The sequence below is a fragment of the Hyphomonas jannaschiana VP2 genome, assembly GCF_000685215.1.
Taxonomy (GTDB): Bacteria; Pseudomonadota; Alphaproteobacteria; order Caulobacterales; family Hyphomonadaceae; genus Hyphomonas; species Hyphomonas jannaschiana.
Window position 1 is genome coordinate 14246 of record NZ_ARYJ01000015.1, and the last position, 25204, is coordinate 39449.

The following is a 25204-nucleotide window of genomic DNA, read 5'->3' on the forward strand; positions in this document are numbered from 1 at the left end:
GGCCAGCGAACGGCTTAGCCGAGGCCCCGCATCCAGGTTTCCAGCGCGCGCGCTTCCTTGCGGCGGGCTTCGGTGGCCGCTTTGGCCTCGTCGTCCTCACCCCATTGCTCGATCTGCCAGGCCTCATCGACGCGGGAGACCTCGAAGGCATCGGCCGCAGAGAGCTGCCCTTCGGCCACAGCAAGGGCCAACAGCGCGGATCCAAACAGGCCGCAGGCATAGAGCGTGCCGGTGAGACGGAAATCGTCCATGTCCAAAGCGACCTGACGGGCGGCTTCCAGCGAGGCATCCGGCTGGGGCGACGCCAGAAGGCCCTCCACAGGCACCAGAAGAATATCCAGCTCCTGTCCGGCCCATTCGCGCACCGGGCGCCAATAGGCCTCTTCCCGCTCGACCAGTTCCATCGGGCCTTCCGCGAGGTGGCACAGGAGGTCTGTCTCGCAATAGCGGGCCAGTTCGTCCGCCATTTCGTCCCGCGCTTCCGGCGTGCGGTCGATGGCGACATTGGCGAGCCGCGTCAGGTGCATGCCGACGAGGTCGATGGCTTCGCCCTGATCGTTCCATTCGGCAGCGATGGCACGCGCGAGGCGCTGGCTTGGCAGGCAAAGCGCAGCGCGGGCGGGTGTCTTGATGGAGCGCCCGTCGAGGGTCACGGTCCAGCCGCCCGGCATCTGCTCTGCGGCGGCCTCTTTGTAGAAGCGCTTGGGCTTATCTGAAGGAGAAGTTGTCATGGCCGCGCATGTACGACACCTTACATTACCTTCCAAGAGATAGCAGCACCAACACCGTCCAGCTCGTCTCAGGCATCGAAATCCGCTCGATCAAGCAGCGTGTAAGTAAAACTGTTTCCGAACGCCTGTTCGCCATGCTCGCATTTGAGCAAGAATTCAGAAAAGTGCCGACGGTCAGCAAATACTTGGCAACCAGCAGAGTAGATTGAGTTGTCCGAGTCGTAGTTGCCGTTCATCGGTCCCTGATGAATATTTATTCCGAACCGGCCTTTATGCGGGTTGACCAGATTCAATTCGCCATCACGAGTGTTGTCACGATAAACCGTTACATCACCAAGACGCTGACATAGTGCTTTGTGTCCAGACTTTCTTCCACGATTGTGAATATCAAGCTTATATACACCCTCATATTGGCCAGGTGCCAAAATTGCCGTCCCTTCAGAGCGTATAGGCTTCAGAAGATACTTCCTGCTCGGATCAGTCGTTATCGGGTAGTAGGAAATATCCCACTCCCCCATAAACCGATGGAATACAACCAAAGTATCGTCAAAGGTTTTTGGTGAAACGGGTGTGTTGCGGATCCCAATAATGTTGAGATTCCAATCGATGTCTGAATTATCGTAGACTCGATAGTTCTTATTTTTCAAAACACTGACGATTTCATCAACTGTTGGCCGAAACGTCTGCCCCATAGCATGCCTCCCTGTTGGAGAAATGATAACACAGCCTCAAAATTCAACCTACACCCGAAACAGGAACAAACGCCCTTAAACTCGAATTCAGCGTACCGAAATCGTGGTGGACTTCATGTGCACCGGCGTCTTCCAGCTCATGCGCTTCGCCAAAGCCCCAGCTGACGCCGAGGGTTCGGACGCCGGCCGCGCGGCCCATGGCGATGTCGTGGATGGCGTCGCCGATCATCAGGCTCGCGCCGGGCGCCACGCCGAGGGCGCTCATGGCCTGCTGCACCATGTGCGGGTGCGGCTTGCCGGGGCCGTCATCGGCGCACCAGATCGTGTCGAAGAAATGCTCCAGCTGGTGCAGCTTGAACAGGCTGGCGATGCCCGCCCGTGTCTTGCCGGTCGCCATGCCGATCAGCCAGCCTTCGTCGCGCAGGGCTTCCAGCGTTTCCAGCGCGCCTTCATAGAGCGGCTGATGAAAATCCGGGCGGGCGCGGGCCCGCACCCAGGTATTCCGGTAGTCCGTGACGAGCCGCTCGATGTCTTCCGCCGAGGCGCCCGGTGCCAGCTGGGCGCAGGCTTCATGCAGACTAAGACCGACGATCCGGCGTGTATCATCATACTCCGGGGGCACTAAACCGGACTGCCGGAAGGCTTCCACCATGACATTGTGGATCGTCTCACGGCTGTCGACGATGGTTCCGTCCACATCCCAGATGGCGAGGCGCAGGTCAGTCATTGGCTTCCAGTATCAGACGAAAGGGGCAAGCGGATCCTTGCCGGCTTCCTGTTCGAGGAAGCCGAGCGTTTCGAAGGTCTGCGCCATGTGCGGCGGCAGCGGCGCGACGATCTTCAGCGGCTTGGCATTCTGGCGCGGGATCATCAGGGCGCGTGCGTGCAGGTGCAGTCCGGGGGCGAGCCCTTGCGGCACTTCCCGGCGGCACTGGTATTTGAAGTCGCCGAGGATCGACGTGTTCATTTCCAGCATGTGGAAGCGCAGCTGGTGCATGCGCCCGGTCAGCGGTTTCAGTGCCACCCAGGCTGCGCGCTGGCCCGCCGTCGAAATCACGGCATAGTCCGTGATCGAGTGCCTTGCGCCCTCAACGCCCTGTGCTGACCGGAACATCCGTTCACGGTCTGAGTCCCGGCGGCCGCGCGCCTTCGGATTGACAACACGATAGCCGTCTTCCTCATGCTCGTCTGGCACGCCTTTCACCATCCAGCAACGGATCTGCCCGAAAGGCGGATTGGGCACACCAACCGTGACGGCCCAATAGACCTTGTCCATGTCACGGCTGCGGAACAGTTCGGCGAGGCGCGCCGCGGCAGCCGGGTGCTTTGCCGTCAGCAGGACACCGGACGTGTCCTTGTCCAGGCGGTGTACCAGCACCGGCCTGTGTGTTCCGTCGCCGAGGGATGCCAGCATGCCGTCGATATGCTTGCCCTGCCCCGAGCCGCCCTGCACGGCGAGGCCGGCGGGCTTGTTCAGCGCGATCATGTCATCGTCTTCGTAGAGCGTGATCTCGCGCAGAAAGTCCCGGTCTTCCTTTGAGGCTTTGCTGGTCTTGTCCGGGGCCGGTTTGGCTGCATCTCCGCTGAGGATCGGCAGGCGCACCTGCATGCCGGCGGACAGGCGCGTGTTGGACTTCGCCCTTGAGCCATCCACCCGGATCTGCCCGGTGCGGATCATCTTCTCCACCTGGCCCTGGGTCAGCTGGACACGCCGCTTGATCCAGCGGTCGAGGCGCGTGCCTTCTTCCTTCGACGTGACGGTTTCGGTGACAATCTGGCCGCTCATGCAAACACCTTCCGGGCGATCCAGAGACCGATAAAGAGGGCCGCCAGCCCCAGGGCGACCGACAGGCCGGCATACGCCGCGGCGCGGGTCATATCGCCGGCGCGGACATAGTTCGCCACTTCCAGGGAAAACGCCGAAAACGTGGTGAAACCGCCGAGCAGCCCTGTCGCCAGGAACAGGCGCAGCTCCTGCGGCCCGCCCTGCCCGCGGAAGGCCAGCCAGCTGATCAGGAAGCCCATGAAGAAGCTGCCGAGAATGTTCACGGCAAATGTGCCATAGGGCCAGTGATCCGGCATGTGGCGCACCGCCAGCTGCCCGACCCCATGGCGCATGGCTGCGCCGAGCGCGCCGCCTGCTGCAACTGCAAGAAATCCGTTCATGGCCCGCCTTCTAACCGCATCCGGCGAGCGACACCAGCGGCTCATGCCAGCGCGCCCGTCTTGCGGAACAGCGGGTAACTGGAGCGGGTGAAGGGAATCGAACCCTCGTCGTCAGCTTGGGAAGCTGCTGCTCTACCATTGAGCTACACCCGCGCGCCGGGCGGTATTTGAGCCGGTTTTCCCCCATGCGCAAGAGGGCTTAGCCGGTGGCGCGCTCTGCGTTGGCGGCGAAGGCTTCCCGCATGATGGTTTCGCGGGTCAGGTCTGCATTGGCGAAGCCTGCGCTCAGACGGTCACGATCATGCGATTTCAGAAAATCCAGGAAACTTTCTGTCGCCTCTGTCGGGTCCCCCATACTGCGCGCCATGCGCAGCTGCGCCTCTGTCTGGGAAATGAGGTTGAGGCGCTGATTGGGATTATAGGTGCCACCCAGCAGGTCCTGAGCATGACTCATGAACTCCGCCCCACGCGATGACAGCATCATCAGAGTCTCATTCATGGGATGTCCCACAGCCCGGAGCTCCTCGACCAACTGGTCGATCTCAAGCGGGGAAATATCCTGCAGGTTGTAGCGGCTCATCACGTCAGCGACAGGATCACTGGTAGCACCAGCCTCCTGCGTGCTGGCTGTCTGGCCGGTGATACCCTCTGCCCCCTGACGGGCCTGAAGTGCGAAAATGCCAGCATTTGAACCGGCGCCTGAAACATACATCGTGCCACATCCTGCATCACGTTGAGCGTCTGAACGGGGCTAGGCTGCGCTGGTTTACAAAACGTGAAACATACCCCCTCCGGTAGAATATGGGATATGCGGGCAGAGCTGCATGGCCGCAAAAGGGACGCGTAGCGGTGTGGGGACAATACGCCACGCGCCCGGAAGAGACCGGATCAACCCACAACGGGGTGGCCACGGCCCTTCATGCAGTCGACCACAATCTCACGGCGCTCTCCGCGCGTTTCGATCATTGTCGCGCCTACCCCGGCAACGGCACCGACGATCGCCCCGGTGATCGCGCCTTCGGTATCGTTGACCTCATCGTCGGCGATACCGGCGAGCATGCCGAGTCCGGCGCCGATCATCGCATTGTTGCGGGTATCGCCATTGATATAGCCGCGCTCCGTGGCGATGGCCTGGCAGGCATCAAGGTCCTGTGCGTAGACGGCATCTGTAGGGCCATCGGCAATCGGCTCATAGCTCGCACCGGAATTTGCGCAGGCGGCGAGAGTGAAACCAGCGGCAAACACCGCTGCGAGGTGAATACGTGTCATCTTGTTTTTCCTTTTATCTGACAGGTTTTGGAAGAGAGGTTCAGAAGGCCATCCGTAGGGAGACCATGGTTTCATCGGCGCGTGACAGGTCACTGGCGAATGTCTGGGCGTAGCGGGCTGAAAGGGTCCAGCGGGCGCCGAGACCAAGCTGGAACCCTGCACCGACATCAAAACGGTCTTCCGCCGGAGCGTCGCTGCGGATATGAGCGGCCTGCGCCGTGTTGCCGATCAGCCGGGACGTGACGCCATAGTCGTCATCCCCGAACTGCCAGGCATAGGCCACATCGGCGACCGGCGTGATGCGGACCGTTTCCGACAAATTGTAGGAAGGCCCGCGCATAACGGCATCCAGGCCGAGACGTTGATAGCTGAAGGCCTGCTTCTCATAGGCCAACGCCAACCCGGCCGCGCCGGTCTCTTCATAGCCGTCGACAGACACGCGCCCCATCGACATGGACAAGCCGTGATCGATCTCCAACAGGCCGATCTGGTCCACACTGCGCGCTGCCAGTTCGACATCCCAGTAGGAAGAAGAGGTTTCTCCGCCAGCCGAGAGAAGGTCGACACCGGTCGCCCGGCTGATGCCCGTGATGTCGTGCCCACCTTTCGTGACATTCAGGCTGAGGCGGCCTTCGTCCTGATAGTCGAGCGCTGTGTAGATCGAGACTGCCCCGCCTTCCAGGCGGTAGCGCCCGCCATCTTTGAACAGGGTTTCCGTCTTGCCGACCGACAGCGCCCCGCCGACGAGGAAGTGTTCGGCGAACCGGCGTTCCATTCCGAAGACAGCCCCATCCAGCTTCAGCTGCGCAGCCGGATTTCTCCCGGCTGTCTCCAGTTTCAGGTCTGAGGAGACCGGCGAAAGCCAGGCCGCAAAGCTCTGGTCGGGCGCCGTATGCGTGCCGGGACGCACCAGGGCGCGATGGCTCTCCATCTGCTCGTAGGCGATGCGCGGCATCCGCCCGGTCTGGCGGGCGGCCTGGCCGCTGGCACCGTGCAGCGTCGCCATCCACCATTGTGCGGCAAGGCGGTGACCTGCCTCTGTCATATGCAGCTCATCGAGCCAGAGATATTTGTTCTGGCCAGCAAAATCGGCTGCGCACAGCGTGCCTTCGTCTTCGCGATAACAGGCATCTGTGGTGTTGGAAAAGCCGAGCGTCTCCCCATGCGCGGTCACATGGGTGATAAAGTCCTTATACTTCATCGTGACGAGATTGACGTCATCGGGAAGTCCGGCCGCCTCGATGGCGGCGAACATCTCTGCATTCGCCACTTCAACCAGTTCCGTCAGTGCGGCCTGTGCTTCAGGGTCATCTGTATAATCCGGCGCGAATTGCAGGGGCTGGATTTCAGACAGGATAATTGTCTTTACACCCACACTGGCAAGCTCTGTGACATTTGCCGCAGCTGCGGCAGCCACATCTGCGATGATCGCGTCTACGGGATCATCGATGGCAAGGCGGTCAAGAAAGTCATTCGCCCCGGCGATCATGAAGGCGACATCGTCCTTGCCGACGCCGATCGCCCCCTGTCCGACCAGGCCAGTAAAGCCCTCCGTCTGCACACGGACACCTGTTTCGATGCCGTAAGGCACGAGGTCTCCCCCCCGGTCCATGTGAGCTCCGGAAATCCCGAAATTGATGTTCGGAGAGTCGATGTCGGGATCGAGAATGATGTCGACATCGCGCCCCATCATTTCGGCCCAGATCAGGCCATTGGAATCCCGTTCAAACCCGTTGTTCGACGAGTTCGGGTAAAAGTCTTCTCCGCGCGAACCGACAATCGCGGAAAAATTCCCCTGGCCGACATTACTGTCGCCGAAGAAGTACCAATTGCCATCGCCCGTTTCGGCATGAGCCAGAGGCGCGAAAACCGTGAGGACAGCCGCGCCCGTCAACAGAGCGGAAGCGGAATTCAGCGCGAGCGAACCTGCACGCGCAGCGAGACTGCGAGTCATGAGTATCTCCTGTGGACCTCATCGGAGACCCACCAATGTGAATGATATTAAGGGAACAGGTGGTAGCGGCCGGAGGCCTGGCCCCACCTGTCGTTACGGATCAGAGCCGGACGATTATCCGTTCGTCTTCATGTCAGGACTTCCTTGTTCAATATAACGGACGGTGCTTGTGTTTCCCGTCCGCGCCGCAAGGATCGCTCTTCTGGCTTTTGTGATCCGGTCGGCACTGGACAATTTCCCCACTTGCTACATATTATGTAGCACGACTTAATGCTACTAATTCCGTAGCGCAAGAGAGAAAATGCCGGAAAACGACAAAAAGGCACAGCGTCCCATCATGGCCCTGCTCGACATTCTCGGTCAGCGATGGGTCCTGCGGATAATATGGGAGCTACGCGATGCGCCGCTGAATTTTCGGGCGCTGCGCGCCCGGTGCGACCAGATTTCTCCGACTGTCCTGAACCAGCGACTTACCCTGTTGCGCGACAATGGCCTGGTCGATCTGGGCGATGATGGCTATGTCCCGACGCCGCTCTGCGAAGAGCTTGGTGAAATTCTTTTGCAACTGACAGACTGGTCCAGACACTGGCAGCAACAGCAGACGCAAGCTGATTGAGCGCTTCCGGAGTGATCGCCGCCCTGTAACCAAAAATTGCCGGTCACCCACCTGAGATTGCGATCCTGGCAAACCCGACTCGGCGCTGTGCCAGCCTGAGCCATCCTGCACTGCACAAGAAACACTCAGGTCCGGGTATTTGCGCCCGAATGCAGGCAAGTTACCGATTTTAACATGCGCACTTTGTGGTGCGCAGTTCCCGCCTCTCCGCCCCGCCGACATCTTGCGCGCGTATTAAACAAGTCGCCGGGAGAATACTGCGATGCGCCTTCTGACCAATCGTCTGAAATTTGGAATCTGTCTTGCCTCACTGATGGCCGCGTCGATGGCGACGGTCGCGCATGCGCAGGAAGCGACGGGCACAGAAGAACAGGCGACGATGAAGGCGGTTGTCGTTCAGGGCCGCCGCGTTTCGACCGCTGACACGGCGATTGGTCAGGGTGAAGCGACCAATACCGTCGCCGTCACCCGGGATGAACTCCTGTCTGCACCGGGCGGCATCTCCGGCCTGAAGATGCTGGAGTCCCTGCCGGGCTTCAACGTACAGACAGACGGCGCACTTGGCCTCTACGAATTCGGCAACTCGGTCACCGTGCGTGCCTTTAACCTGCAGCAGATCGGCTTCGTGCTGGACGGTGTGCCGATGGGTCGTTCCGATGCTTTCGGCGGCAGCCCGATCTTCCGCTATGTGGACAATGAAAACCTTGGCTCCGTTGTCGCGTCTCCGGGCGCCGGCGATGTCTCGCTGCCGAGCTATGCCTCACTGGGCCCGATCGTCTCCTATAATACAGTCGACACATCCGACACGCCCGGCGGCATGATCTCCTACACGATAGGCGACGACGACCTGGAGCGCAGCTTCATCAAGCTGGAAACTGGCAACTGGAACGGCCTGTCGGCCTATGTCAGCCGCTCCAAAACGGACAGCAGCCTGTGGCGCGGCCCCGGCACGATCGACCGCGAACATATCGAGGGCAAGATCAAGTACGAGTTCGACGAAGATACGTTCGTGAAGTTTGGCTACGTCCACAACGACTTCCACGACTACGACTCACCGTCTGCCCCGGAGTCTGTGTTCGAGAACGACTATTACTACGCTTACCAGGACTCCATTCCGGAAACCGGCTGTATCGAACCGATTTCCAACGTGTATGATTATAATGGCGACAACGTCATCGACGAGAATGACTTCTCGCCGATCTTCACCGGCTCGACCTGCACCAGCTATTATGAGGACCGGATCAACGTCCGCGACGACAGCCTCTACTCGCTGAACTTCCAGACCGACATCACGCCAAACCTGATGTTCACAGCCACGGCTTATCAGGAAGACAAGGACGGCTTCGGTGTCTCGCCGGACAGCTATTCCAACTCGCTCGGCATCTATAACCGCCAGGTCGCCGCCGGCCTCGACGTCGTTCACCCGCGCGGCGTGCAGTATGGCCTCTCCGGCGTGGGCGGTACGCGCAAGGGCGCTGTCGCCGGTCTCGAATGGCAGGTCGCCAATCACAAGGTTGAGTTCGGCGCCTGGTATGAAGACGAAGATTACAACCGCACCCAGCAGCGCCTGAATAAAACCAACGGCTCGGCCGACGGCGACGTGATCTGGGACGAAGTCGCCTACTACCGCCGCAACTACACCTCCACCCGCAAGACGACCCAACTCTACCTGAAGGACACGATCAGCCTGATGGATGAGAAGCTGAACCTCGAAATCGGGGTGAAGAGCCTCAATGTCGATTACCAGCTGAGCGGCTATCGCGACTATAACGACTATGAATTGTTCGGCCCACAGACGGTTGGTGAGGATTACAGCGACAACTTCCTGCCCATGGTGGGCGCAGTCTACGACATGAACGACAGCGATCAGGTGTTCGCATCCTACTCGCAGAACTATGCGCTCCCACGCGGTGCGGACGACATCTTCTCCATCGCGTCCACTGATGCATCCACCGAGCCGCTGCCGGCGCCGAAAGGCGAGGAGTCACAGAACTTCGAAATCGGCTACCGTACTAACCGCGCGCAGTTCTATGGCTCTGCCGCGCTGTTCTTCACCAGCTTCGACAACCGTCTTGTGGCTGGCAGTGTGATCAACCCGGCGACCCAACAGCCGGAAGCCTTCTACATCAATGCCGGCAAAACCGAGGCTTACGGCTTCGAACTTTCGGGCGTCTACCAACCCGCGTTCCTGGACGACAAGGTCTACCTGGACGGCAACCTGACATACAACCACGCCGAAGACGAAGCTGGCTTCATCCTCGCCGACAGCCCGGAATGGCTATTCACTGGCGGCGTGACCTATGAGCCGACCGAATGGATGGTTGCCAACATCTCCGGAAAATACACCGGCAAGCGCTATGCCGACTATACCGAGGGCTACGAGATGGACAGCTTCGCCGTGCTGAGCGGCTATCTCGACCTTGGCGGCCCGAACGATTTCGGTGTGCCGGAAAATGTCAGCCTGCGCTTCAACGTCGACAACCTGCTGGATGAAGAAGTGCCGACGGCCTTTGTCTTTGCCGGTTCCGCCTATTTCCGCCCACTCAACCCGCGCACGTTCCAGGCGACCCTGACGGTCCGCTTCTGATCGTGCCAGACAGCAAAATGACTTCTCAATCATCACCGAGTAAAACCCATGTTAGCTGATGCACTTCCACTTATCCTGTCCATGCTGGTCGCCGGCGCTTTTGCCGGCCTCCTGGCGGGCCTGTTCGGAATTGGCGGCGGCTTTGTCGTCGTGCCGGCACTCGCGGCAGTCTTCACACTCCTGTCGACAGCGGATCATCCGATGTCCGACGACAAAATCATGCACGTGGCGATTGGTACTTCGCTGGCCACGATCATCTTTACGTCCCTCCGGTCCGTGCAGGCGCACGCGAAGCGTGGAGCAGTGGATTTCAATATCCTCAAACAATGGGCGCCCTGGGTCGTGCTTGGCGTGGTCCTCGGGCTCAGCGTCGCCCGCTTCCTGGATGGTAAGTCCCTGAAAATCATCTTCGGTGTCGGCGTCTTCATCATGGCCTGGCACTTCCTGTTCCCGATCCTGTCCAAGCGTACCGTTTCGAATGAAATGCCGAAGGGTGTGGCACGCGGCGGACTTGGCAGTTTCCTCGGCGGCTTCTGTACGCTGCTGGGGATCGGAGGTGGCACGCCGGCCATTCTGATCATGACACTGTCCGGCCAGCCGGTGCACCGTGCGATCGCTACAGCGGCCGGTTTCGGCACAATTATCGCTGTCCCGGGCACGATCGGTTCGGTCATTAGCGGTCTGGGAGAAAGCGGCCTGCCCTTTGGCTCTATCGGCTATGTCAACGTCATCGCCATGCTGGCCATCATCTCGATGAGCATGATCACTGCCCCGATCGGCGCCGCGCTGGCTCACAGCCTCGACTCGGCCAAGCTGAAGAAGGCCCTCGGTGTCTACCTGCTGTGCACGTCCAGCCTGATGCTCTGGACCGCTTTCCACAAAGCCCCGGCAAAGAACCCGCTGACCACGGCTTCTGCCGTACAGGTCTCCACGGAGCTACCGCATATGGGTGGCCGGTGAGGCAATCGGCTACGGACGCCTGAAGCATCCCGTACTGCTGCCTGGCTATCTTGCCTGACGTAACGAAAGCCGCGCCATTCAGGCGCGGCTTTCTTTCTGGCATCGAGGAACCTCATCCATGCGCTACTATGAAGACTTGGTGATCGGCACCGTCACAAAATCGGATCTGACCTATGAGGTAACCCGCGAGGAAGTGATCGATTTTGCTGGCAAGTACGACCCACAGCCCTTTCACCTGGACGATGAGGCAGCGGCGAAGACACATTTCGGGCGCCTCTCTGCCTCCGGCTGGCATACCGCCGCCATGGCGATGCGGATGATGGTGGAGGGCTGGAGCGAACAGGAGCCGACAGCGTCTCTCGGTTCCCCCGGCGTCGATGAACTGCGCTGGCGCAAACCGGTTTATCCAGGTGATACGCTGCGCGTGGAATCCAAGCTGATCGGCAAGCGCCGCATGAAAAGCCGCCGCGAGATGGGCCTGATGAAGACCGAGCAGACGGTCTACAATCAGGACGGGGAGATTGTGATGAGCATGGTGTCGAACGGTCTGATCCAGGTCCGCAACCCGGAAAGCGACTCCGAATAGATTAAGCTATTCGGCAGGTACCATCGACGGCTTGTCATCGTGGCGCACCGCCCGGCGGAGCACGTCGAAATAGTCCTTCGAGATACACTCAAAACCATCATAGTAACCGCGTGACGCCAGCAATTGGTGCAACCGTTTCAGCCGGTAAGGCGGGATCGACGCGAACATGTGATGCTCCAGGTGGTAGTTAACATCGTTCGGAGCAATCAGGACACGCTGCCAGAAAGGCGCGGTCGTTGTGCCGGTGTTGAGGCGCGGGTCCAGCTGGGTCCGGTCTTTGGCAGTCCCGTGTTCGCCGATCTGGCGCAGGCGCACGATGGCCGGGTACACGAACAGTTCCGCCGCCCACCACATCAGGTAAGCCCATGGCGCACCAGCCAGTGTCAGCGTGCCCAGCAGCAGGACGTGGAAGGTCAGCCACGGCCAGTTCCGCTTCAGTCTGAAGTTCCGGATCTTCCGCAAGGTGTCACGGAAGCCGGTGCGGCCGGTGAAGTCCCGAACGAACTTGCGGCGCAGGCTCTCTTTGGAAACGGGATAGTTCTTCACGAAGACGATGTCCGGATCGTCCGGCGTGCCAGCATATTTGTGATGCTTCAGGTGATAAGCGCGATAAGCCGGCAGCGAAATATTCATCGGCGCGCCGACCAGATAGTGACCGACAAACTCGTCCACTTTCGGGCTTTTGAAAAAAGCATGATGCGCGCAGTCATGATTGATGATGCCGAGGCCCAGCTGGCGTCCGCCAAGAAGGATGATGCCCGCCAGAATGGTCAGCGGGTTCGGCCAGATGATCGCCACGGCAAACGCCGCAGCGATCAGGGCCCAGTTCCAGCTCAGCGTCGCAAATGCCCGGAGGTCCGACTTCTGGCGAAGTTCGCGCAACTCGTCTTTCGTTAGGACATCCGATAGTTTGAGCTGGTTCGTCATGGCGTCTCTCTCCCTAAGAGCTCTTTTACGGTTTATTACGCCAAACATCATATTAGGTCAATTGATGTATTATTTTCAGCCTCTCGATCCAAAAGACGTTTCGCCGCGCGCGCTAGTCCTCTCGCTGATGAGCAGCGCCTTCACGGCGCCTCAGTCGATCGGGCGTCTTATCAATGCCGCAGCGCTGTTCGGTATTGAGCCCGCCACGCTTCGTGTCGCGGTGACCCGCCTGCAGAAGGAGGGACTTCTGGAAAGTCCCGACCGCGGCGTCTACCAGCCCGGCCCGAAATCGAAGGCGCTGACCCGGCGCGTACAGAGCTGGAAAGACGTGTCCAGCCGTATCGTCCCCTGGAATGGCGACTGGCTGGTGGCGATCACCGGGCATCTCGGCCGGACAGATCGCAAGCAGGTCCGGGCCCGCGAACGCGCACTGGCCTTGTCGGGCTACAAGGAAACAGAGACCGGCTTCTGGGTACGCCCCGCCAATCTGGCCCGGGACCTGGAAGGCCATCGCGCAGATCTTGTCGGTATCGGAGCCGACGAAGCAATCTCGCTACTGCGTGTAAGCGAGCGGGCGCTGTCTGGCGGCGCGGAATGGGAAACCCTCTGGTCAACAGCAGACCTAGCCCGCACTTATGCTGAAGCGATCGACGCCATGACCACCAGCCTGAAACAGTTACCCAGCCTGCCGGGAGACCAGGCGGCCCGCGATTCCCTGCTGATTGGTCAGGCCGTTATCCGGACCATCAACTTCGACCCCCTGCTGCCACCGGAGCTCGGCGATCAGGAAGGTTTCCTTCGCATGGTGGAAACAATGGTGGCGTACAACAAGGCTGGCCGGAAATGCTGGCAGACCTATCACGCCGCAATGGAAGCCGACGACAAAAAGATTTGATACCTTCCCCCTAAAGCATTTTCGGGAGGGAACCAAAATGGAACCAGACGAGCTTTTTGCGTTCGCAATCGGTACAATCTGGATTATCGCCCAATGGCTTGGGCACGTGATCTACAACAATTTTTTCGAAATACTTATCGTATTCCTATTGTTCATAATTGCAGAAAACACGGCACGCTAAGAGCCTCGAAAAGACACACAAAGAAGCTGTTCATACCGTGAAGGCATCTTGAACCTGGCCGCAATCACTTCCACGATTGCCTACCAAGACTCAGGCCCGCCGCACCTTATGCCAGACAATCCCGCCCCGCCGCCCTTTTCCATTCCGCTGTACCGGCGGATCTGGGTGGCCAATGTGGCATCGCAGTTTGGCAGCCTGATTCAGAGTGTCGGTGCGGCGTGGCTGATGGTCGAACTGGGGGGAACCAAAACGCAGATCGCCCTCGTTCAGGCATCGGTCACCCTGCCCATCATGATCCTGGCCTTGCTGTCCGGCGCCATTGCGGACAACTATCCCCGCCGTCTCGTCATGCTGGTCTGCCAGAGCTGGATGTTCATCCTGTCTGTTGCCTTATGCATTTTCGCCTGGTTCGGGCACCTGACACCCTGGGCGCTTCTGGGCTTCACCTTCCTGATCGGCTGCGGGACGGCTATGAACGCGCCCTCATGGCAGGCCACAGTGGGCGACATTGTCCCGCGCGGCACAATTGCCGGCGCGGTGGCCATGAACTCGATGGGCTTCAACATGGCCCGCACAGCCGGCCCAGCGCTCGGCGGCGCCATCGTTGCAGCGTTCGGATCCGCCGCCGCCTTCACGGTCAATGCCTTCAGTTATCTCGGGATCATATGGGTCCTTTTCAGCTGGCGCCCGGAGAAGCCGACGCGCCCGACGCTGCGCGAAGACCTCGGCACAGCCATGATGGCCGGCGTTCGCTATGTCTTGCTGTCACCGCCAATCCGGCGCGTCATGTTCAGGTCGGCCCTGTTTGGCTTCGCCGCGGCCAGTGTCCCGTCGCTCATGCCACTGGTTGCCAGTCACCTCGTTGGCGGTAGTGCGATCACGTTCGGCATCCTGTCCGGATCCTTCGGCATCGGCGCGGTGATGGGGGCCCTCTCAAACCGGCCGGTGCGCGCGCGCCTGACCAATGAGGCCACGCTTCGCCTGACCGTCACTGCGATGATCGCCGGCGCGGTCGTGATCGCGCTCAGCCCCTGGCTGCTCGTTACCGTGTTCGGTCTCGTCGTGTTCGGCTGGGGCTGGCTGCTCGCCATGGCGACCATGAATGTGACGGTGCAGATGTCCGCGCCGCGCTGGGTGGTCGGCCGGGCCCTGTCGCTCTACCAGATGTGTGTGTTCGGCACGATGGCTGCCGGAAGCTGGATGAGCGGCTGGCTCTCAGAGCATCAGGGCATTTCCGACGCGATCCTGATTATGGCGGGCGTGCAGGCTATCGGCCTCTGTATGGGTTTCTTCCTGCGTTTGCCTGAAGTTCAGGATTTGAACCTTGAGCTTGTCGGACGCTGGAAAGTGCCGGACGTGAAGGTGCCCATCGAACCGCGTGCAGGCCCTGTCCACATTGCCGTGCACTACCGGATCCGGGAGGAAGACGTCCCGCGCTTCCTGGCCGCCATGAATGAGAGCCGCCGCGTGAGACTGCGCGATGGGGCACGCAACTGGGCTTTGGTGCGTGACCTCAGCGATCCGGACCTGTGGATTGAAAAATACCGGTTCGGACGCTGGATGGACTATGTGCTCCACAATGAACGGCGCACCCATGCCGACCGGGACAGTCTCATCATCCTGCACACCCTGCACCAGGGTAGCTGGCCGCCCCCGATCGTCCGGATGCTGGAGCGTCAGGTCACCGGCGTCACGATCGATCCGGAGCTATCGACCGAAACCACGAATGACCCGACCCGTAGTGACTGACGCGGAGCTCAGGCCGGGTGTGGCTCCTGAATGCTTTCCAGATAAGTCAGCAGGGCATCAATCTCGTAAGGACTGAGAACGAACATCGGCATGTCCGGGTGACCGACAACAATGCCCTCCGCCAGCGCTTCTTCGAGATTTCGTACCGGGTAGTTTTCAGACAGTTGCCTGAAAGGCTTGGCATCCTGGTGAGGGCTGTTTCCGGTCGGGCCGATGGCATGGCAGGTGGAACACCGTGTTTCCGCGATCAATCTGCCGACCTTGACCTTGCTATCATAGGCGAATGCGTCGCTCCCCTCCTCGGCTTGAGGCGGAGCTGACGCAGTTTCTTCGGCCTCCGGTGCAGGTGTCGTATTACATGCTGCCAGAAGTGCGAGGCTCGTCATAAGCCCGGCAACGAGAAACCCGGTACGTCGCTGAAACATGTGAATCCCTTTCAGTCTGTTCAGTCAGTCTAATGCCGCGGAAAGCGATCGCCTAGCATTGCAACATTAAAGCGATGTCAGCTCCGTCGGCTTTCAGCACGTATCCGAGTTGCAGATGCTCCCCGCAGCAACAGGCGTCAGCACGTCTTCCCCGCGGCTGCCCTGACGGTACACCGTACACCCTTTCAAGCCCAGATCGCATGCCCGGCGATAGACCTGCCTGAAATCGTCATACGGCAGGCTGGCATCGACATTGATTGTCTTGGAAATCGCATTGTCCACAAAGCCCTGCGCCGTTGCCTGCATTGCCAGGTGCGCCTCAGCGGAAAGTTGCGAAGCGGTGACGAAAGCTGGCGGAACTGAACCACGCGCACCTTTCCGCCAAGCTTGCACAGAAAAATCTTCGAGCTCCATGATGTCGTCTCCGCCATCCAGGCGCTTTACGCGCCGGTTGACTGAAGCAGCATAGACCGGCTCGATGCCTGCAGAGACGTTTCCTGCCAGAAGGCTGATCGACCCGGTCGGTGCGATGGCGAGCAAATGACTGTTCCGGATTCCTTTCCTGCGGATCAACGCCCTTATTCCTTCCGGCAAGCGATGCGTAAACGGACGGTCAAGGAAGGCGTCCACCTCAAAAAGAGGAAAGCTGCCCTTTTCTTCCGCCAGCTCCACCGAACTTTGATAGGCCGCATTCCGCATGGTTCCCAGCACACGGGCCGTGAATTCCCGCCCGGCATTGCTGTCATAGTCCAGCCCAAGCATGATCAGAGCATCTGCCAGCCCCGTTATCCCCAGCCCGATCCGACGGGCGGATCTTGCCTGCTCAGCCTGAGCCATCAACGGGAAGTGCGAGAGGTCCAGAACGTTGTCCAGAAAGCGCACCGCCAGATGCACGGTGCTTGCGACAGACTCAAAGTCAAACCCGGCCTTGTCGGAAAAGGGATGACTGATAAATCGCGCAAGATTGATGGAGCCCAGGTCACATGCCCCGTAAGGCGGCAACGGCACTTCGCCACAGGGATTGCAGGCATGGATCGTCTCGATGTAGCCGAGATTGCTCTCCCGATTTATCCGATCAATGAACAGAACGCCGGGCTCGCCACTCCCGTAAGCCGCACGAAGCATCCGGTCCCAAAGATCGCGCGCTTTCAGGGTCCGGATCACCTGCTCTCCGAACACAAGCGGCCACGCATCATCTGCGTCCACGGCCCGGATGAATTCATCAGTCACCAGGACGGAAAGATTGAAGTGCGAAAGCACGCCGGCCGCCGTTTTTGAATCAATGAAGGCTTCGATATCCGGGTGGTCGCAGCGAAGGACCGCCATCATCGCCCCGCGGCGGGCGCGGTCTGCGGTCATGGTCTCACACATCGCATCCCACAGGCGCATGAAGGAGACGGGGCCGCTGGCAATATTGCCCGTCCTTACGGCTGCCGCCCCCGCAGGCCTTACAGGTGAAAAGTCGAGCCCAATTCCGCCGCCAGCCTGCAGGGTGATGGCGCTCTCCCGCAAAGCGGTGAACAGGCCGTCGATGGAGTCATCCAGCGCGCCCATGACAAAGCAATTCAGCAGGGTCGCGCTACGTTCGGTCCCTGCATTGGCGAGGATCCGCCCCCCCGGGAGGAAGCGGAAGTCCGCCAGAAGGCCAAGAAACTTCTCCGCCCAGAATGGCTGATCCTTTGCTTCAACGGAGGCCACAGCCCGGGCCACACGGCGCCAGGTTTCATCAATACCAGCCTCATTTCCAAACCGGTATTTCCGTCGCCAGATGTCTTCAGATACTGGCGCAGGAAAAACGGGAGGCGGCAACGACATCATTTCCACCAGCCTCCCATGGATGTCTCAGGATAACTCATCCGGCGGCGGATACCCCATCGCCTCGAGTGCATTCTCGATATAGTCGCTGCCCATTTGCAGCTCTTCCAGGTAATCGATCACATTGAAGGGTTCTGCTTCGCGCGCAGCCCGGCGAGCGGAAGCCCAGTCCCTCGCCTCATAGTCTCCGCGACCAACCCAGATCAGTGCGAGCAGGTCATGTTTCGCATCGACATTGAGCCCGCGGATCAGTCCTTCAAGCTCGTCATCCAGCACATCCTCATGCGGCTCTTCAGCCTCATCGGCGATTGCATCAAGATCGGTAATCGGATCATCACCGCGATCATTATCGACCACGTCGTCCTCTTCCATCGGCATGATGCCTTCGCCCTGATAGGACTGGGCCAGAACAGCGATACGGTAGGCGACGTCCGGATCAATCGTCAGATCGAAGGCACGATCCCCCTGAATGACTTTTTTCATTCGCGCCCCCATCAATGCGACAGCAGCAGAGGCACTTTCGCCTCGCGCAGCAGTGTGCGGGTCACACCGGGAAGGAATGCCTGCTGCAGTCGGGAATGGCGATACCCGCCCATAACAATGAGGTCGGCATCGAAGGACGTAGCAACATCCATCAGGGCTTCGGCGGTAGAGCGGCCAATGCTGTCTTCATTCCTGACTTCCACATCTCCGACATGGCGGGACAGGTGTGCGCCGACATCCCAGGCAGGCCCCGCTCCGTGGCTCGTATCACCGGGCTTGGCATCGACGGTGGCGACACAAACCTTAGCATCATCATTCATCAGGAGCAGACTGTCATGCAGGGCGCGCGTCGCTTCCCGGCTTGCGTCCCAGGCAATCATCGCCCGCTGGCCAACCGTTGTGCCGGACCACTCCTCCGGCACGATCAGGACGGGCCGACCGCCGCCCAGCAGGACGCCTTCCAGCAGGTCGGCATGCGGTTGTTCGTCGGATTTCCCGGGCGCGCGGACAACCACAATGTCCGCATGGCGGGCATTCATGGCAGACAGGGATTCAACCCTGTTCGGGAACGCCTCGAAATGACGCATCTCGATCGCGGGAGACTGCTGGTCGACACTATCCTCGAATTTTTTCCAGGCACCGGACATCGTGTCCCGCGTCTGCTGAAGAATGGAGGCGTAAACTTCCCCTGCAGAACCGTCTCCATACCCAAGGATCATGGGCGGAAGAACAGTAAATGCGGCACAGCTGAGGTGTGCATCATTCGCCACGGCAAGCATTTTGGCGAAATCGAACGCGGCCTTGTCTCCATCCGGAGAGGCCATACAGACGCTAATATCCTTGATCTTCACGGGAAGTCTCCATTCTTGGCATAGTCGATTTCACATCACACCATAGCTGAAAGTCGTTCATTTCAATACGCGTCCCTACGTAGCAGATATTCTCACGATTTTCGGGTATAAGTCGCGCATTGGGATCAAATTTTACAATGCCTGCTTCAAAATCCGACAAACAGACCTCCGGGCAAACCGACATTTTGATGGAAGGTCGCGGTTTGGAGCGAACCTTCATAACAGGCGAAGTGTCCGTCCACGCTTTACGCGGCGTCGATATTTCCCTGAAACGCGGTGAACTGGTTGTGTTGCTCGGCCATTCCGGCAGCGGCAAGTCCACCCTGCTCAACATACTCGGCGGACTGGACCGGGCGACCGCCGGCACACTGCATTTCGACGGTCACGATCTCACCCATGCAAGCGATGACGAGCTGACACGATACCGCCGACGCTCGGTCGGGTTTGTGTTCCAGTTCTACAATCTCGTCGCAGGCCTGACCGCGAAAGAAAACGTGTCCCTGGTCACAGAGATCGCGAAAAGCCCGATGAAACCGGAAGAAGCGCTCGAGCTCGTGGGTCTGGGGAACCGGGTCCAGCACTTCCCGGCTCAGCTTTCCGGGGGTGAGCAGCAACGTGTGGCTGTCGCGAGAGCCATTGCGAAACGCCCTCAAATTCTCTTCTGCGATGAGCCGACCGGCGCTCTGGACAGCCAGACCGGCATTCGCGTGCTTGAGGCGCTGGACCGGGTGAACCGCGAACTATCCACAACCATGCTGATCATCACCCACAATGTCGGAATTGGTGAAATTGCAGACCGTGTCCTGCGAATGCAGGATGGATTGATCATTGAGGAAACGGCGCCAAAGCGCCGGCTGAAACCCTCGGAGATTTCCTGGTGAAGGGCCTCTCCCCTCTCGACATCAAGCTGCTTCGCGACATCTGGCACATGCGAGGCCAGGCGATAGCCGTCGGCATCATTGTAGCCTGCGGTGTTGCAATAATGGTCATGGCCCTCGGCACGCTCAGCACACTGAGCGCGAGCCGCGACGCCTATTATGAGCGTTACCGCTTCGCAGACGTCTTCACATCCGTACGCCGAGCCCCGGAGAGTGCCGCGGCACGCTTACGGGCAATCGATGGCGTTCAGACGATCGAAACCCGCATCGTGCGCCTCGTCATTTTACGCATCCCCGACGTCGAAGAGCCGGCCAATGCACAGATTGTTTCCTTGCCCGATACGGGCGAGAGCATACTGAATCGGATCGTCCTGTTTAGCGGCCGGTATCCGGAAACACGCTCGCCGGATGAGATCATCATTTCAAATGCCTTTGCCGAGGCGAACGGTCTGCAGACTGGCGATGCGATTGAAGCCGTCATGAATGGTCGCCTGCGCGCGCTCACTATCGTCGGCATCGGCGACAGTCCGGAGTTCATCTACGCCCTTGGTCCCGGCTCTCTGATGCCCGATGACCGGCTGTTCGGCATATTCTGGATGCGCAGGCAGGCGCTGGAAGCCGCATTTGATCTCGATGGCGCCTTCAACAGTGTCAGCCTGACCGTGGCACCAGGAACGGATACCGCGCTTGTCATAGACCAGGTGGACGACGTGCTCGCCCCTTATGGCGGGACGGGCGCGATCGACCGGTCCGATCAATTGTCGAATGCTTTTGTCGAATCCGAGATGAACCAGCTGAAAACGATGGCGAGGATTATCCCCGCCGTCTTCCTAGCTGTTTCAGCCGTGCTGATACACTCGATACTCAATCGCCTGATCCAGACGGAGCGCCAGCAGATTGGTCTTTTCAAGGCGTTCGGCTATTCCCGGCGGGAAATCACCTGGCACTATCTGAAATTCGCGATAGCGATAACGGCTGGCGGCGTCCTGGCCGGTTTCGCACTTGGCTTCATCCTCCAGAACCTGATCACACAATTGTACGCCGAGACGTTCCGGATCCCGGACCTGACCTGGCGCATAGACAGTTTTGCCCTCTTCGCCAGCGCTCTGGCGGCGCTCGGATCCGCGATAGCCGGATCAATGAGCGCAGCTCTTGGGGCCGCGAAGCTTTCGCCGGCTGAAGCCATGCAACCCGCCCCGCCGGTCAACTACCATCAGGGCTGGCTTCGCTACATCCTGCAGATGCGGTGGCTGGATGAGCCTACGCGCCTCATCCTGCGTCACCTGTTCCGCTTTCCCGCAAGAACGGCTGCCAACCTGTTCGGCATTGCCGCGGCCGTCGCCCTGCTGGTCAGCACGCTTTTCAGCTTCGACGCGATCGACACAATTATGGAGCAGATGTTTTTCCGTACGAATGCGCATGATGCTGCCATCACCTTCTTCGAGGGACGGAACGATACGGCCCTGTCCGAGCTCTCACGCCTTCCTGGTGTCATGAGCGCCGAAGGTGTACGGGATATTCCCGCCAGCCTTGAAGCCGGACACCGCTCCGAACGCGTTGGCATCACCGGATTGCCTGCCGACGCACAGTTGAGGCGCATCCTGTCTGCAGACGGACGGTACGTTGACATTCCCTCGACAGGGATTGTCCTTTCATCACAACTGGCCGACATGCTGCACGTAACGACTGGAGATCTCGTAACGGCTCATTTTCTGGATGCGACCCGGCCCGTGGTCGACTTGCCCGTAACCGCAGTGGTCGATGAATTTGTCGGGACACCGGCGTTCATGGACCTGCAAACAATGAACGCCTTGCTGGACCAGCCGCCAACCATATCCGGCGCTTATCTGAAGCTTGACCCGCTCGCCCAGGCTGCATTCGAGGAGAGTGTGATTGAACGACCCGGGATTGCAGGCGTTTCACTGCGCGCAGCCGCAATCGACTCCTTTGAGGAAACGCTGCAGGAAACAATCTATATCATGATGAGCATTTATGCCGTCATCGGCGGGGCGATCGCGGCAGGTGTCGTTTACAATGCTGCGCGCATCAGCCTGACTGAACGGGGACGTGAACTGGCAAGTCTACGTGTTCTCGGGTTCACCCATCATGAAGTGGGTTACATCCTGCTTGGAGAGCTCGCGCTGGTTGCGCTCGTCGGAATTCCGATTGGCTGTATTGGGGGAATTGCATTGGCCCATCTGATCGCGACTGCTATGGCGACTGAATTATATCGCATCCCTGTCGTCGTGAACCCTTCCACTTTGGGCGTCGCTGCAATGATCGTACTGTTCTCCTCAACGATTGCCGCATTGTTTGTTGTCCGGCGAGTGCGCTCTCTGGATCTCATAGCAGTGCTGAAAACAAGGGAATAGTGATGCCATCAGTCCGCATGCGTCTCTGGATTGGCCTCGCAGCGATCGCTGCCCTGGGGTTTGCATGGGCCTTTTCCCCGCACGCTATTGAGGTGGATGCAGCCTATGTGACGCGCGAGGATATGATCGTTACCGTTTCGGACGACGGCATGACCCGGGTCCGGGACGTGTTCGTATTGTCTGCCCCACTCGACGGAACAATGTCGCGTGTGGAAGTCGAACCGGGGGATCAGGTTACCGCCGAAGAAACCGTTATATCAACCATCCGCCCGCTGTTGCCCCCGCTCCTGCCCGCCCGCACGACAGCCCAATTGAAGTCGAATATCTCGTCCGCAGAAGCTGCCCTGACAGCGGCACGCGCTGACGCAGAACGTTACCGAGCTGAACACAATCGCCTCAAACGAGACCTGGACCGCGCGAAAAAACTCCTGGAGTCTGCGACAGTATCCCAGCAGGCAGTCGACAACGCCGAAGCCGCGGAACGGGAAGGTTATCTGGCCTTGCGCTCAAGCGAAGCCCTGATCGGTGTCCGCCGCCAGGAGCTTGCGGCGGCACGTGCGGCCCTGATGCCCAGCGAGACGCAGAATGGCAGCGACATGATCGCTGTCATCGCCCCCCTTTCCGGCCAGATCCTGACCGTAAACCGGGAGAGCGAAGGTCCGATTGCCCAGGGCACACCAATTGTCGCGATTGGCGACCTTGGCTCTCTGGAATGTGTCGCGGACTTTCTCTCCGAGGAAGCTGTGCGCGTAAAACCGGGCGACCCTGTCACATTTACCGACTGGGGCGGTGAACCGCTTCCAGGTCGTGTCCGCCGTGTGGAACCGGCAGGTTTCACAAAGGTGTCGGCGCTCGGCATAGAAGAACAACGGGTCAATATCGTCATGGATCTGAATGACCCTGCAGCCCGCCAGAACCTCGGACACGGTTATCGCTTTGTTGCCAATATTGCCGTTTGGGAAGGAACAAACCGGTTGGTTGTGCCGATGTCTGCCCTGTTTCGGGATGCCGATGGCTGGGCTGTATATGTCGTTGCCAATGGGCGCGCCGAATGGCGCGGCGTGTCAGTCGGCCACACCAATCGAAATTATGCTGAAATCCTGGACGGTGTGACAGAAGGCACACGGGTCATTGTCCACCCGCCGCGTCAATTGGAGCCTGGCGCCAAAATAAAAGTGCGTTCGGAAACGAAAGCGAAGCGCTCGCCGGAAACAACATTAACAGGGGCTCGCTAGCCCAACTTTCGGAAATTACGCATCGTTTTCCCTGCCACACCGCGCTATTATTGGTCACTGAGGAAACAAACAGGGAGAAGGCAAATGCACCTGAGAAACGGAGACTGGGTGGTCGTCTGCGATGCCGGAAAATATGTCGTCTATGAAAATCAGGGCGATACGGACCGGCTGGACCTACGCGTCATGAGCTTTGACGAAAACACCAATCCGCCAACTCACCAACAAGGATCAGACCGCCCCGGACGCTTCCCGGGACCGGCTGGACAGAATGCATCCGTTGGGAATACGGACTGGCATGAACAGGAAGAAACGCGCTTTGTCTCAGCGCTGGCCAGACAAATGGACGGCTGGGCGACGGCCGAAACTTCACGCCGGTTCGTCTTGGTAGCAGACCCAAAATCCATGGGCATCCTGCGTCAGTCGTTGAATGACCATACATTGAGCCGGATAGATCATACCGTGACCGGAGACCACGCCCATCGCCCGGTTAAGGCCATCGAAGCGCTGATTAACGGGGCCTGACAGCTCAAGCCATTCCAAGGGCGCTCGCGGCAAACATCGCGATGCCCCCAACTGAAACTGTCAACGCACCGGTCAGCAGGACCAGCTTTCTGAAGTCCACTGCGCCCACACCGATGGCCAACATGACCTTGAACAAGGTGTTGACCACGACTGCGATGACGATCGCACGCGCGGCGGTGAGGTCTGATAGATCAGCGGCACTCAATCGTCCCATGGAAAGCGTGACAGCATCCGCGTCCACTGCGCCTGCAATGGATGCCACACCAAGGACGCCATTGTCTCCCCAAGCTTCCTGCGCGATGCGGGACAGCACAAGCGCCGCGGTCAGAACCGCAGCGAACACGATTGCCGATTTGAGGTCTAACGGGTTCGGAAGAGAGAGCGCGGCTTCTGTCTTCTCAGTCTGCCTCCGCAGCATGAGAGCGGCAGACAGCAACGGTACCGCAAACATGGCACCAAGCGGCAACCAAAGCACCGGCAGCAGGCTCGGGCGTATAAATGCAACGATCAGAGCCGTTCGTGCCACCATGACGGCCCAAGCCGCCGCAACACCGCCAGCATAGGCGACCGAACGCCCGCCATCCTTTGATAGTTGAGACAATGACAAGGTGGCAGCTGTGGATGAGGCAAGCCCCCCAGCCAGTGCCAGCAAACCGACACCCGCACGTTCCCCCAACGCCTTGACGCCGACATATCCAACAAAACCGAGAGCGCTGATCAGTACGACCATCCACCAGATGTGGCGTGGGTTGATCACATCATAAGGCCCGAACCCAATGTCAGGCATGGCGGGCAACACCACGATTGTGATCAATAACAGGCGCAGGAAAGCACTCATTTCATGAGCATCTATCCTTTCCAGCAGACGGTGCATCGGTTCCCGAAGCCAAAGGATAAAAGCCGCCACGACAGCTCCCCCACCTGCGAGTAACGGGGAGATTTTCACCGACACCGCCCCAAGACTGAACGTGATCAGGGCCGCGACGGCGGTTGTCGCACTGACATTTCGTGTCTCATCGATTTGCGCTTCAAAGCCCTGGCGAAGCAGCAAGGCCAGGCCGATTGCTCCTGCGGAAATAACAAATCCATTACCTCCGTCGAGAACGGCGACCAGGCCGCCGGATAAACCCATGAGGCCAAAAGTCCGGAATCCGGCGACACGGCTGCCACTCGGATCCCCACGTTCCTTCCACCCCCGTTCCAATCCTACGATCAGACCGACAGCGAGTGACGCCAGCAGATTGACTGCCAGAGACAGGACATTTTCCGTTGCCTCCAAGCTTACCTCCCGGTCTTGAAACGCATTAGTC

The 25204-nt window shown here is 59.4% G+C and carries 24 protein-coding genes and 1 tRNA gene; 10 read left to right on the plus strand and 15 right to left on the minus strand.

Going from position 1 to position 25204, the window contains the following annotated elements:
* Window positions 1-14: 14 nt before the first annotated feature.
* From HJA_RS16030 to HJA_RS18230, 9 genes are all read right to left on the minus strand, one after another.
* Window positions 15-731 (minus strand): ATP12 family chaperone protein, encoded by a 717-nt coding sequence (locus tag HJA_RS16030; RefSeq protein WP_035584165.1) that lies wholly within the window; start codon window positions 729-731, stop codon window positions 15-17.
* 68 nt (window positions 732-799) lie between these two features.
* Window positions 800-1423: a hypothetical protein gene (locus HJA_RS18595; protein ID WP_155840071.1), complete on the minus strand. Its 624-nt coding sequence runs from the start codon at window positions 1421-1423 to the stop codon at window positions 800-802.
* 43 nt (window positions 1424-1466) lie between these two features.
* Window positions 1467-2150: an HAD-IA family hydrolase gene (locus HJA_RS16040; protein WP_035584171.1), complete on the minus strand. Its 684-nt coding sequence runs from the start codon at window positions 2148-2150 to the stop codon at window positions 1467-1469.
* Between the two features lie 12 nt (window positions 2151-2162).
* Window positions 2163-3209 (minus strand): RluA family pseudouridine synthase, encoded by a 1047-nt coding sequence (locus tag HJA_RS16045; protein ID WP_035584177.1) that lies wholly within the window; start codon window positions 3207-3209, stop codon window positions 2163-2165.
* Window positions 3206-3589: a fluoride efflux transporter CrcB gene (crcB, locus tag HJA_RS16050; protein ID WP_035584181.1), complete on the minus strand. Its 384-nt coding sequence runs from the start codon at window positions 3587-3589 to the stop codon at window positions 3206-3208. Before crcB ends, HJA_RS16045 begins: the two co-directional genes overlap by 4 nt.
* A 79-nt stretch (window positions 3590-3668) precedes the next feature.
* Window positions 3669-3742 (minus strand) — tRNA-Gly (locus HJA_RS16055).
* A gap of 46 nt (window positions 3743-3788) precedes the next feature.
* On the minus strand, window positions 3789-4301 hold the full coding sequence (locus HJA_RS16060; protein ID WP_035584184.1) for a hypothetical protein: 513 nt from the start codon (window positions 4299-4301) through the stop codon (window positions 3789-3791).
* Window positions 4302-4477: 176 nt separating this feature from the next.
* Window positions 4478-4858 carry a glycine zipper family protein gene (locus HJA_RS16065; protein ID WP_035584188.1) on the minus strand — a complete coding sequence of 127 codons (381 nt, stop codon included), beginning with the start codon at window positions 4856-4858 and terminating at the stop codon, window positions 4478-4480.
* Between the two features lie 40 nt (window positions 4859-4898).
* Window positions 4899-6812, minus strand: a complete 1914-nt coding sequence (locus HJA_RS18230) for an autotransporter domain-containing protein (protein WP_051597794.1) — start codon at window positions 6810-6812, stop codon at window positions 4899-4901.
* 301 nt (window positions 6813-7113) lie between these two features.
* Between HJA_RS18230 and HJA_RS16085 the strand changes: the two genes are divergently transcribed.
* The 4 genes from HJA_RS16085 to HJA_RS16100 all read left to right on the plus strand — a co-directional run bounded on the left by HJA_RS16085 (window position 7114) and on the right by HJA_RS16100 (window position 11561).
* Window positions 7114-7428, plus strand: a complete 315-nt coding sequence (locus tag HJA_RS16085; RefSeq protein WP_035584199.1) for a winged helix-turn-helix transcriptional regulator — start codon at window positions 7114-7116, stop codon at window positions 7426-7428.
* A 262-nt stretch (window positions 7429-7690) separates the two neighbouring features.
* Window positions 7691-10015 (plus strand): TonB-dependent receptor, encoded by a 2325-nt coding sequence (locus tag HJA_RS16090; RefSeq protein ID WP_035584202.1) that lies wholly within the window; start codon window positions 7691-7693, stop codon window positions 10013-10015.
* Between the two features lie 48 nt (window positions 10016-10063).
* A complete protein-coding gene (locus HJA_RS16095) occupies window positions 10064-10975 on the plus strand; it encodes a sulfite exporter TauE/SafE family protein (protein WP_051597795.1) in 912 nt (303 codons plus the stop codon).
* Between the two features lie 118 nt (window positions 10976-11093).
* Entirely contained in the window at window positions 11094-11561 is a 468-nt protein-coding gene (locus HJA_RS16100) for a MaoC family dehydratase (protein WP_035584205.1), read from the plus strand.
* 6 nt (window positions 11562-11567) lie between these two features.
* Here HJA_RS16100 and HJA_RS16105 read toward each other — a convergent pair whose 3' ends face one another.
* Window positions 11568-12488 carry a fatty acid desaturase family protein gene (locus tag HJA_RS16105; RefSeq protein ID WP_035584208.1) on the minus strand — a complete coding sequence of 307 codons (921 nt, stop codon included), beginning with the start codon at window positions 12486-12488 and terminating at the stop codon, window positions 11568-11570.
* Between the two features lie 64 nt (window positions 12489-12552).
* On the opposite strand from HJA_RS16105, the gene HJA_RS16110 reads away from it, so the two are divergent.
* Window positions 12553-13383, plus strand: a complete 831-nt coding sequence (locus HJA_RS16110) for a hypothetical protein (RefSeq protein ID WP_035584211.1) — start codon at window positions 12553-12555, stop codon at window positions 13381-13383.
* Between the two features lie 289 nt (window positions 13384-13672).
* Window positions 13673-15313 (plus strand): MFS transporter, encoded by a 1641-nt coding sequence (locus HJA_RS16115; protein ID WP_035584281.1) that lies wholly within the window; start codon window positions 13673-13675, stop codon window positions 15311-15313.
* An 8-nt stretch (window positions 15314-15321) separates the two neighbouring features.
* Here HJA_RS16115 and HJA_RS16120 read toward each other — a convergent pair whose 3' ends face one another.
* From HJA_RS16120 to HJA_RS18240, 4 genes are all read right to left on the minus strand, one after another.
* A complete protein-coding gene (locus HJA_RS16120; protein WP_206741737.1) occupies window positions 15322-15738 on the minus strand; it encodes a c-type cytochrome in 417 nt (138 codons plus the stop codon).
* Window positions 15739-15831: 93 nt separating this feature from the next.
* A complete protein-coding gene (locus HJA_RS16125; RefSeq protein WP_155840079.1) occupies window positions 15832-17556 on the minus strand; it encodes an adenosylcobalamin-dependent ribonucleoside-diphosphate reductase in 1725 nt (574 codons plus the stop codon).
* A 24-nt stretch (window positions 17557-17580) separates the two neighbouring features.
* Window positions 17581-18036, minus strand: coding sequence for a DUF3775 domain-containing protein (locus HJA_RS18235; RefSeq protein WP_162177083.1), 456 nt, complete (start codon window positions 18034-18036; stop codon window positions 17581-17583).
* A gap of 11 nt (window positions 18037-18047) precedes the next feature.
* Complete coding sequence (locus HJA_RS18240) at window positions 18048-18887, minus strand: universal stress protein (RefSeq protein WP_155840081.1); 840 nt, start codon at window positions 18885-18887, stop codon at window positions 18048-18050.
* Window positions 18888-19024: 137 nt separating this feature from the next.
* Between HJA_RS18240 and HJA_RS16140 the strand changes: the two genes are divergently transcribed.
* The 4 genes from HJA_RS16140 (at window position 19025) to HJA_RS16155 (ending at window position 23894) form a co-directional block, all read left to right on the plus strand.
* Window positions 19025-19768, plus strand: a complete 744-nt coding sequence (locus tag HJA_RS16140) for an ABC transporter ATP-binding protein (RefSeq protein ID WP_199285808.1) — start codon at window positions 19025-19027, stop codon at window positions 19766-19768.
* Window positions 19765-22137, plus strand: coding sequence for an ABC transporter permease (locus HJA_RS16145; protein ID WP_035584213.1), 2373 nt, complete (start codon window positions 19765-19767; stop codon window positions 22135-22137). Before HJA_RS16140 ends, HJA_RS16145 begins: the two co-directional genes overlap by 4 nt.
* Window positions 22138-22139: 2 nt before the next feature.
* Window positions 22140-23372 (plus strand): efflux RND transporter periplasmic adaptor subunit, encoded by a 1233-nt coding sequence (locus HJA_RS16150; protein WP_081814768.1) that lies wholly within the window; start codon window positions 22140-22142, stop codon window positions 23370-23372.
* Between the two features lie 84 nt (window positions 23373-23456).
* Window positions 23457-23894, plus strand: coding sequence for a host attachment protein (locus HJA_RS16155; RefSeq protein ID WP_051597799.1), 438 nt, complete (start codon window positions 23457-23459; stop codon window positions 23892-23894).
* 4 nt (window positions 23895-23898) lie between these two features.
* Here the strand turns inward: HJA_RS16155 and HJA_RS16160 are convergent, their stop codons facing one another.
* On the minus strand, window positions 23899-25173 hold the full coding sequence (locus tag HJA_RS16160; protein ID WP_051597800.1) for an MgtC/SapB family protein: 1275 nt from the start codon (window positions 25171-25173) through the stop codon (window positions 23899-23901).
* Window positions 25174-25204: the final 31 nt, after the last annotated feature.

Excerpts from the sequence above, each read along its gene's own strand:
- HJA_RS16030 (WP_035584165.1), bottom strand. The coding sequence starts at position 731 with ATGACAACTTCTCCTTCAGATAAGCCCAAGCGCTTCTACAAAGAGGCC.
- HJA_RS18595 (WP_155840071.1), bottom strand. The coding sequence starts at position 1,423 with ATGGGGCAGACGTTTCGGCCAACAGTTGATGAAATCGTCAGTGTTTTG.
- HJA_RS16040 (WP_035584171.1), bottom strand. The coding sequence starts at position 2,150 with ATGACTGACCTGCGCCTCGCCATCTGGGATGTGGACGGAACCATCGTC.
- HJA_RS16045 (WP_035584177.1), bottom strand. The coding sequence starts at position 3,209 with ATGAGCGGCCAGATTGTCACCGAAACCGTCACGTCGAAGGAAGAAGGC.
- crcB (WP_035584181.1), bottom strand. The coding sequence starts at position 3,589 with ATGAACGGATTTCTTGCAGTTGCAGCAGGCGGCGCGCTCGGCGCAGCC.
- HJA_RS16060 (WP_035584184.1), bottom strand. The coding sequence starts at position 4,301 with ATGTATGTTTCAGGCGCCGGTTCAAATGCTGGCATTTTCGCACTTCAG.
- HJA_RS16065 (WP_035584188.1), bottom strand. The coding sequence starts at position 4,858 with ATGACACGTATTCACCTCGCAGCGGTGTTTGCCGCTGGTTTCACTCTC.
- HJA_RS18230 (WP_051597794.1), bottom strand. The coding sequence starts at position 6,812 with ATGACTCGCAGTCTCGCTGCGCGTGCAGGTTCGCTCGCGCTGAATTCC.
- HJA_RS16085 (WP_035584199.1), top strand. The coding sequence starts at position 7,114 with ATGCCGGAAAACGACAAAAAGGCACAGCGTCCCATCATGGCCCTGCTC.
- HJA_RS16090 (WP_035584202.1), top strand. The coding sequence starts at position 7,691 with ATGCGCCTTCTGACCAATCGTCTGAAATTTGGAATCTGTCTTGCCTCA.
- HJA_RS16095 (WP_051597795.1), top strand. The coding sequence starts at position 10,064 with ATGTTAGCTGATGCACTTCCACTTATCCTGTCCATGCTGGTCGCCGGC.
- HJA_RS16100 (WP_035584205.1), top strand. The coding sequence starts at position 11,094 with ATGCGCTACTATGAAGACTTGGTGATCGGCACCGTCACAAAATCGGAT.
- HJA_RS16105 (WP_035584208.1), bottom strand. The coding sequence starts at position 12,488 with ATGACGAACCAGCTCAAACTATCGGATGTCCTAACGAAAGACGAGTTG.
- HJA_RS16110 (WP_035584211.1), top strand. The coding sequence starts at position 12,553 with ATGTATTATTTTCAGCCTCTCGATCCAAAAGACGTTTCGCCGCGCGCG.
- HJA_RS16115 (WP_035584281.1), top strand. The coding sequence starts at position 13,673 with ATGCCAGACAATCCCGCCCCGCCGCCCTTTTCCATTCCGCTGTACCGG.
- HJA_RS16120 (WP_206741737.1), bottom strand. The coding sequence starts at position 15,738 with ATGTTTCAGCGACGTACCGGGTTTCTCGTTGCCGGGCTTATGACGAGC.
- HJA_RS16125 (WP_155840079.1), bottom strand. The coding sequence starts at position 17,556 with ATGATGTCGTTGCCGCCTCCCGTTTTTCCTGCGCCAGTATCTGAAGAC.
- HJA_RS18235 (WP_162177083.1), bottom strand. The coding sequence starts at position 18,036 with ATGAAAAAAGTCATTCAGGGGGATCGTGCCTTCGATCTGACGATTGAT.
- HJA_RS16140 (WP_199285808.1), top strand. The coding sequence starts at position 19,025 with ATGCCTGCTTCAAAATCCGACAAACAGACCTCCGGGCAAACCGACATT.
- HJA_RS16150 (WP_081814768.1), top strand. The coding sequence starts at position 22,140 with ATGCCATCAGTCCGCATGCGTCTCTGGATTGGCCTCGCAGCGATCGCT.
- HJA_RS16155 (WP_051597799.1), top strand. The coding sequence starts at position 23,457 with ATGCACCTGAGAAACGGAGACTGGGTGGTCGTCTGCGATGCCGGAAAA.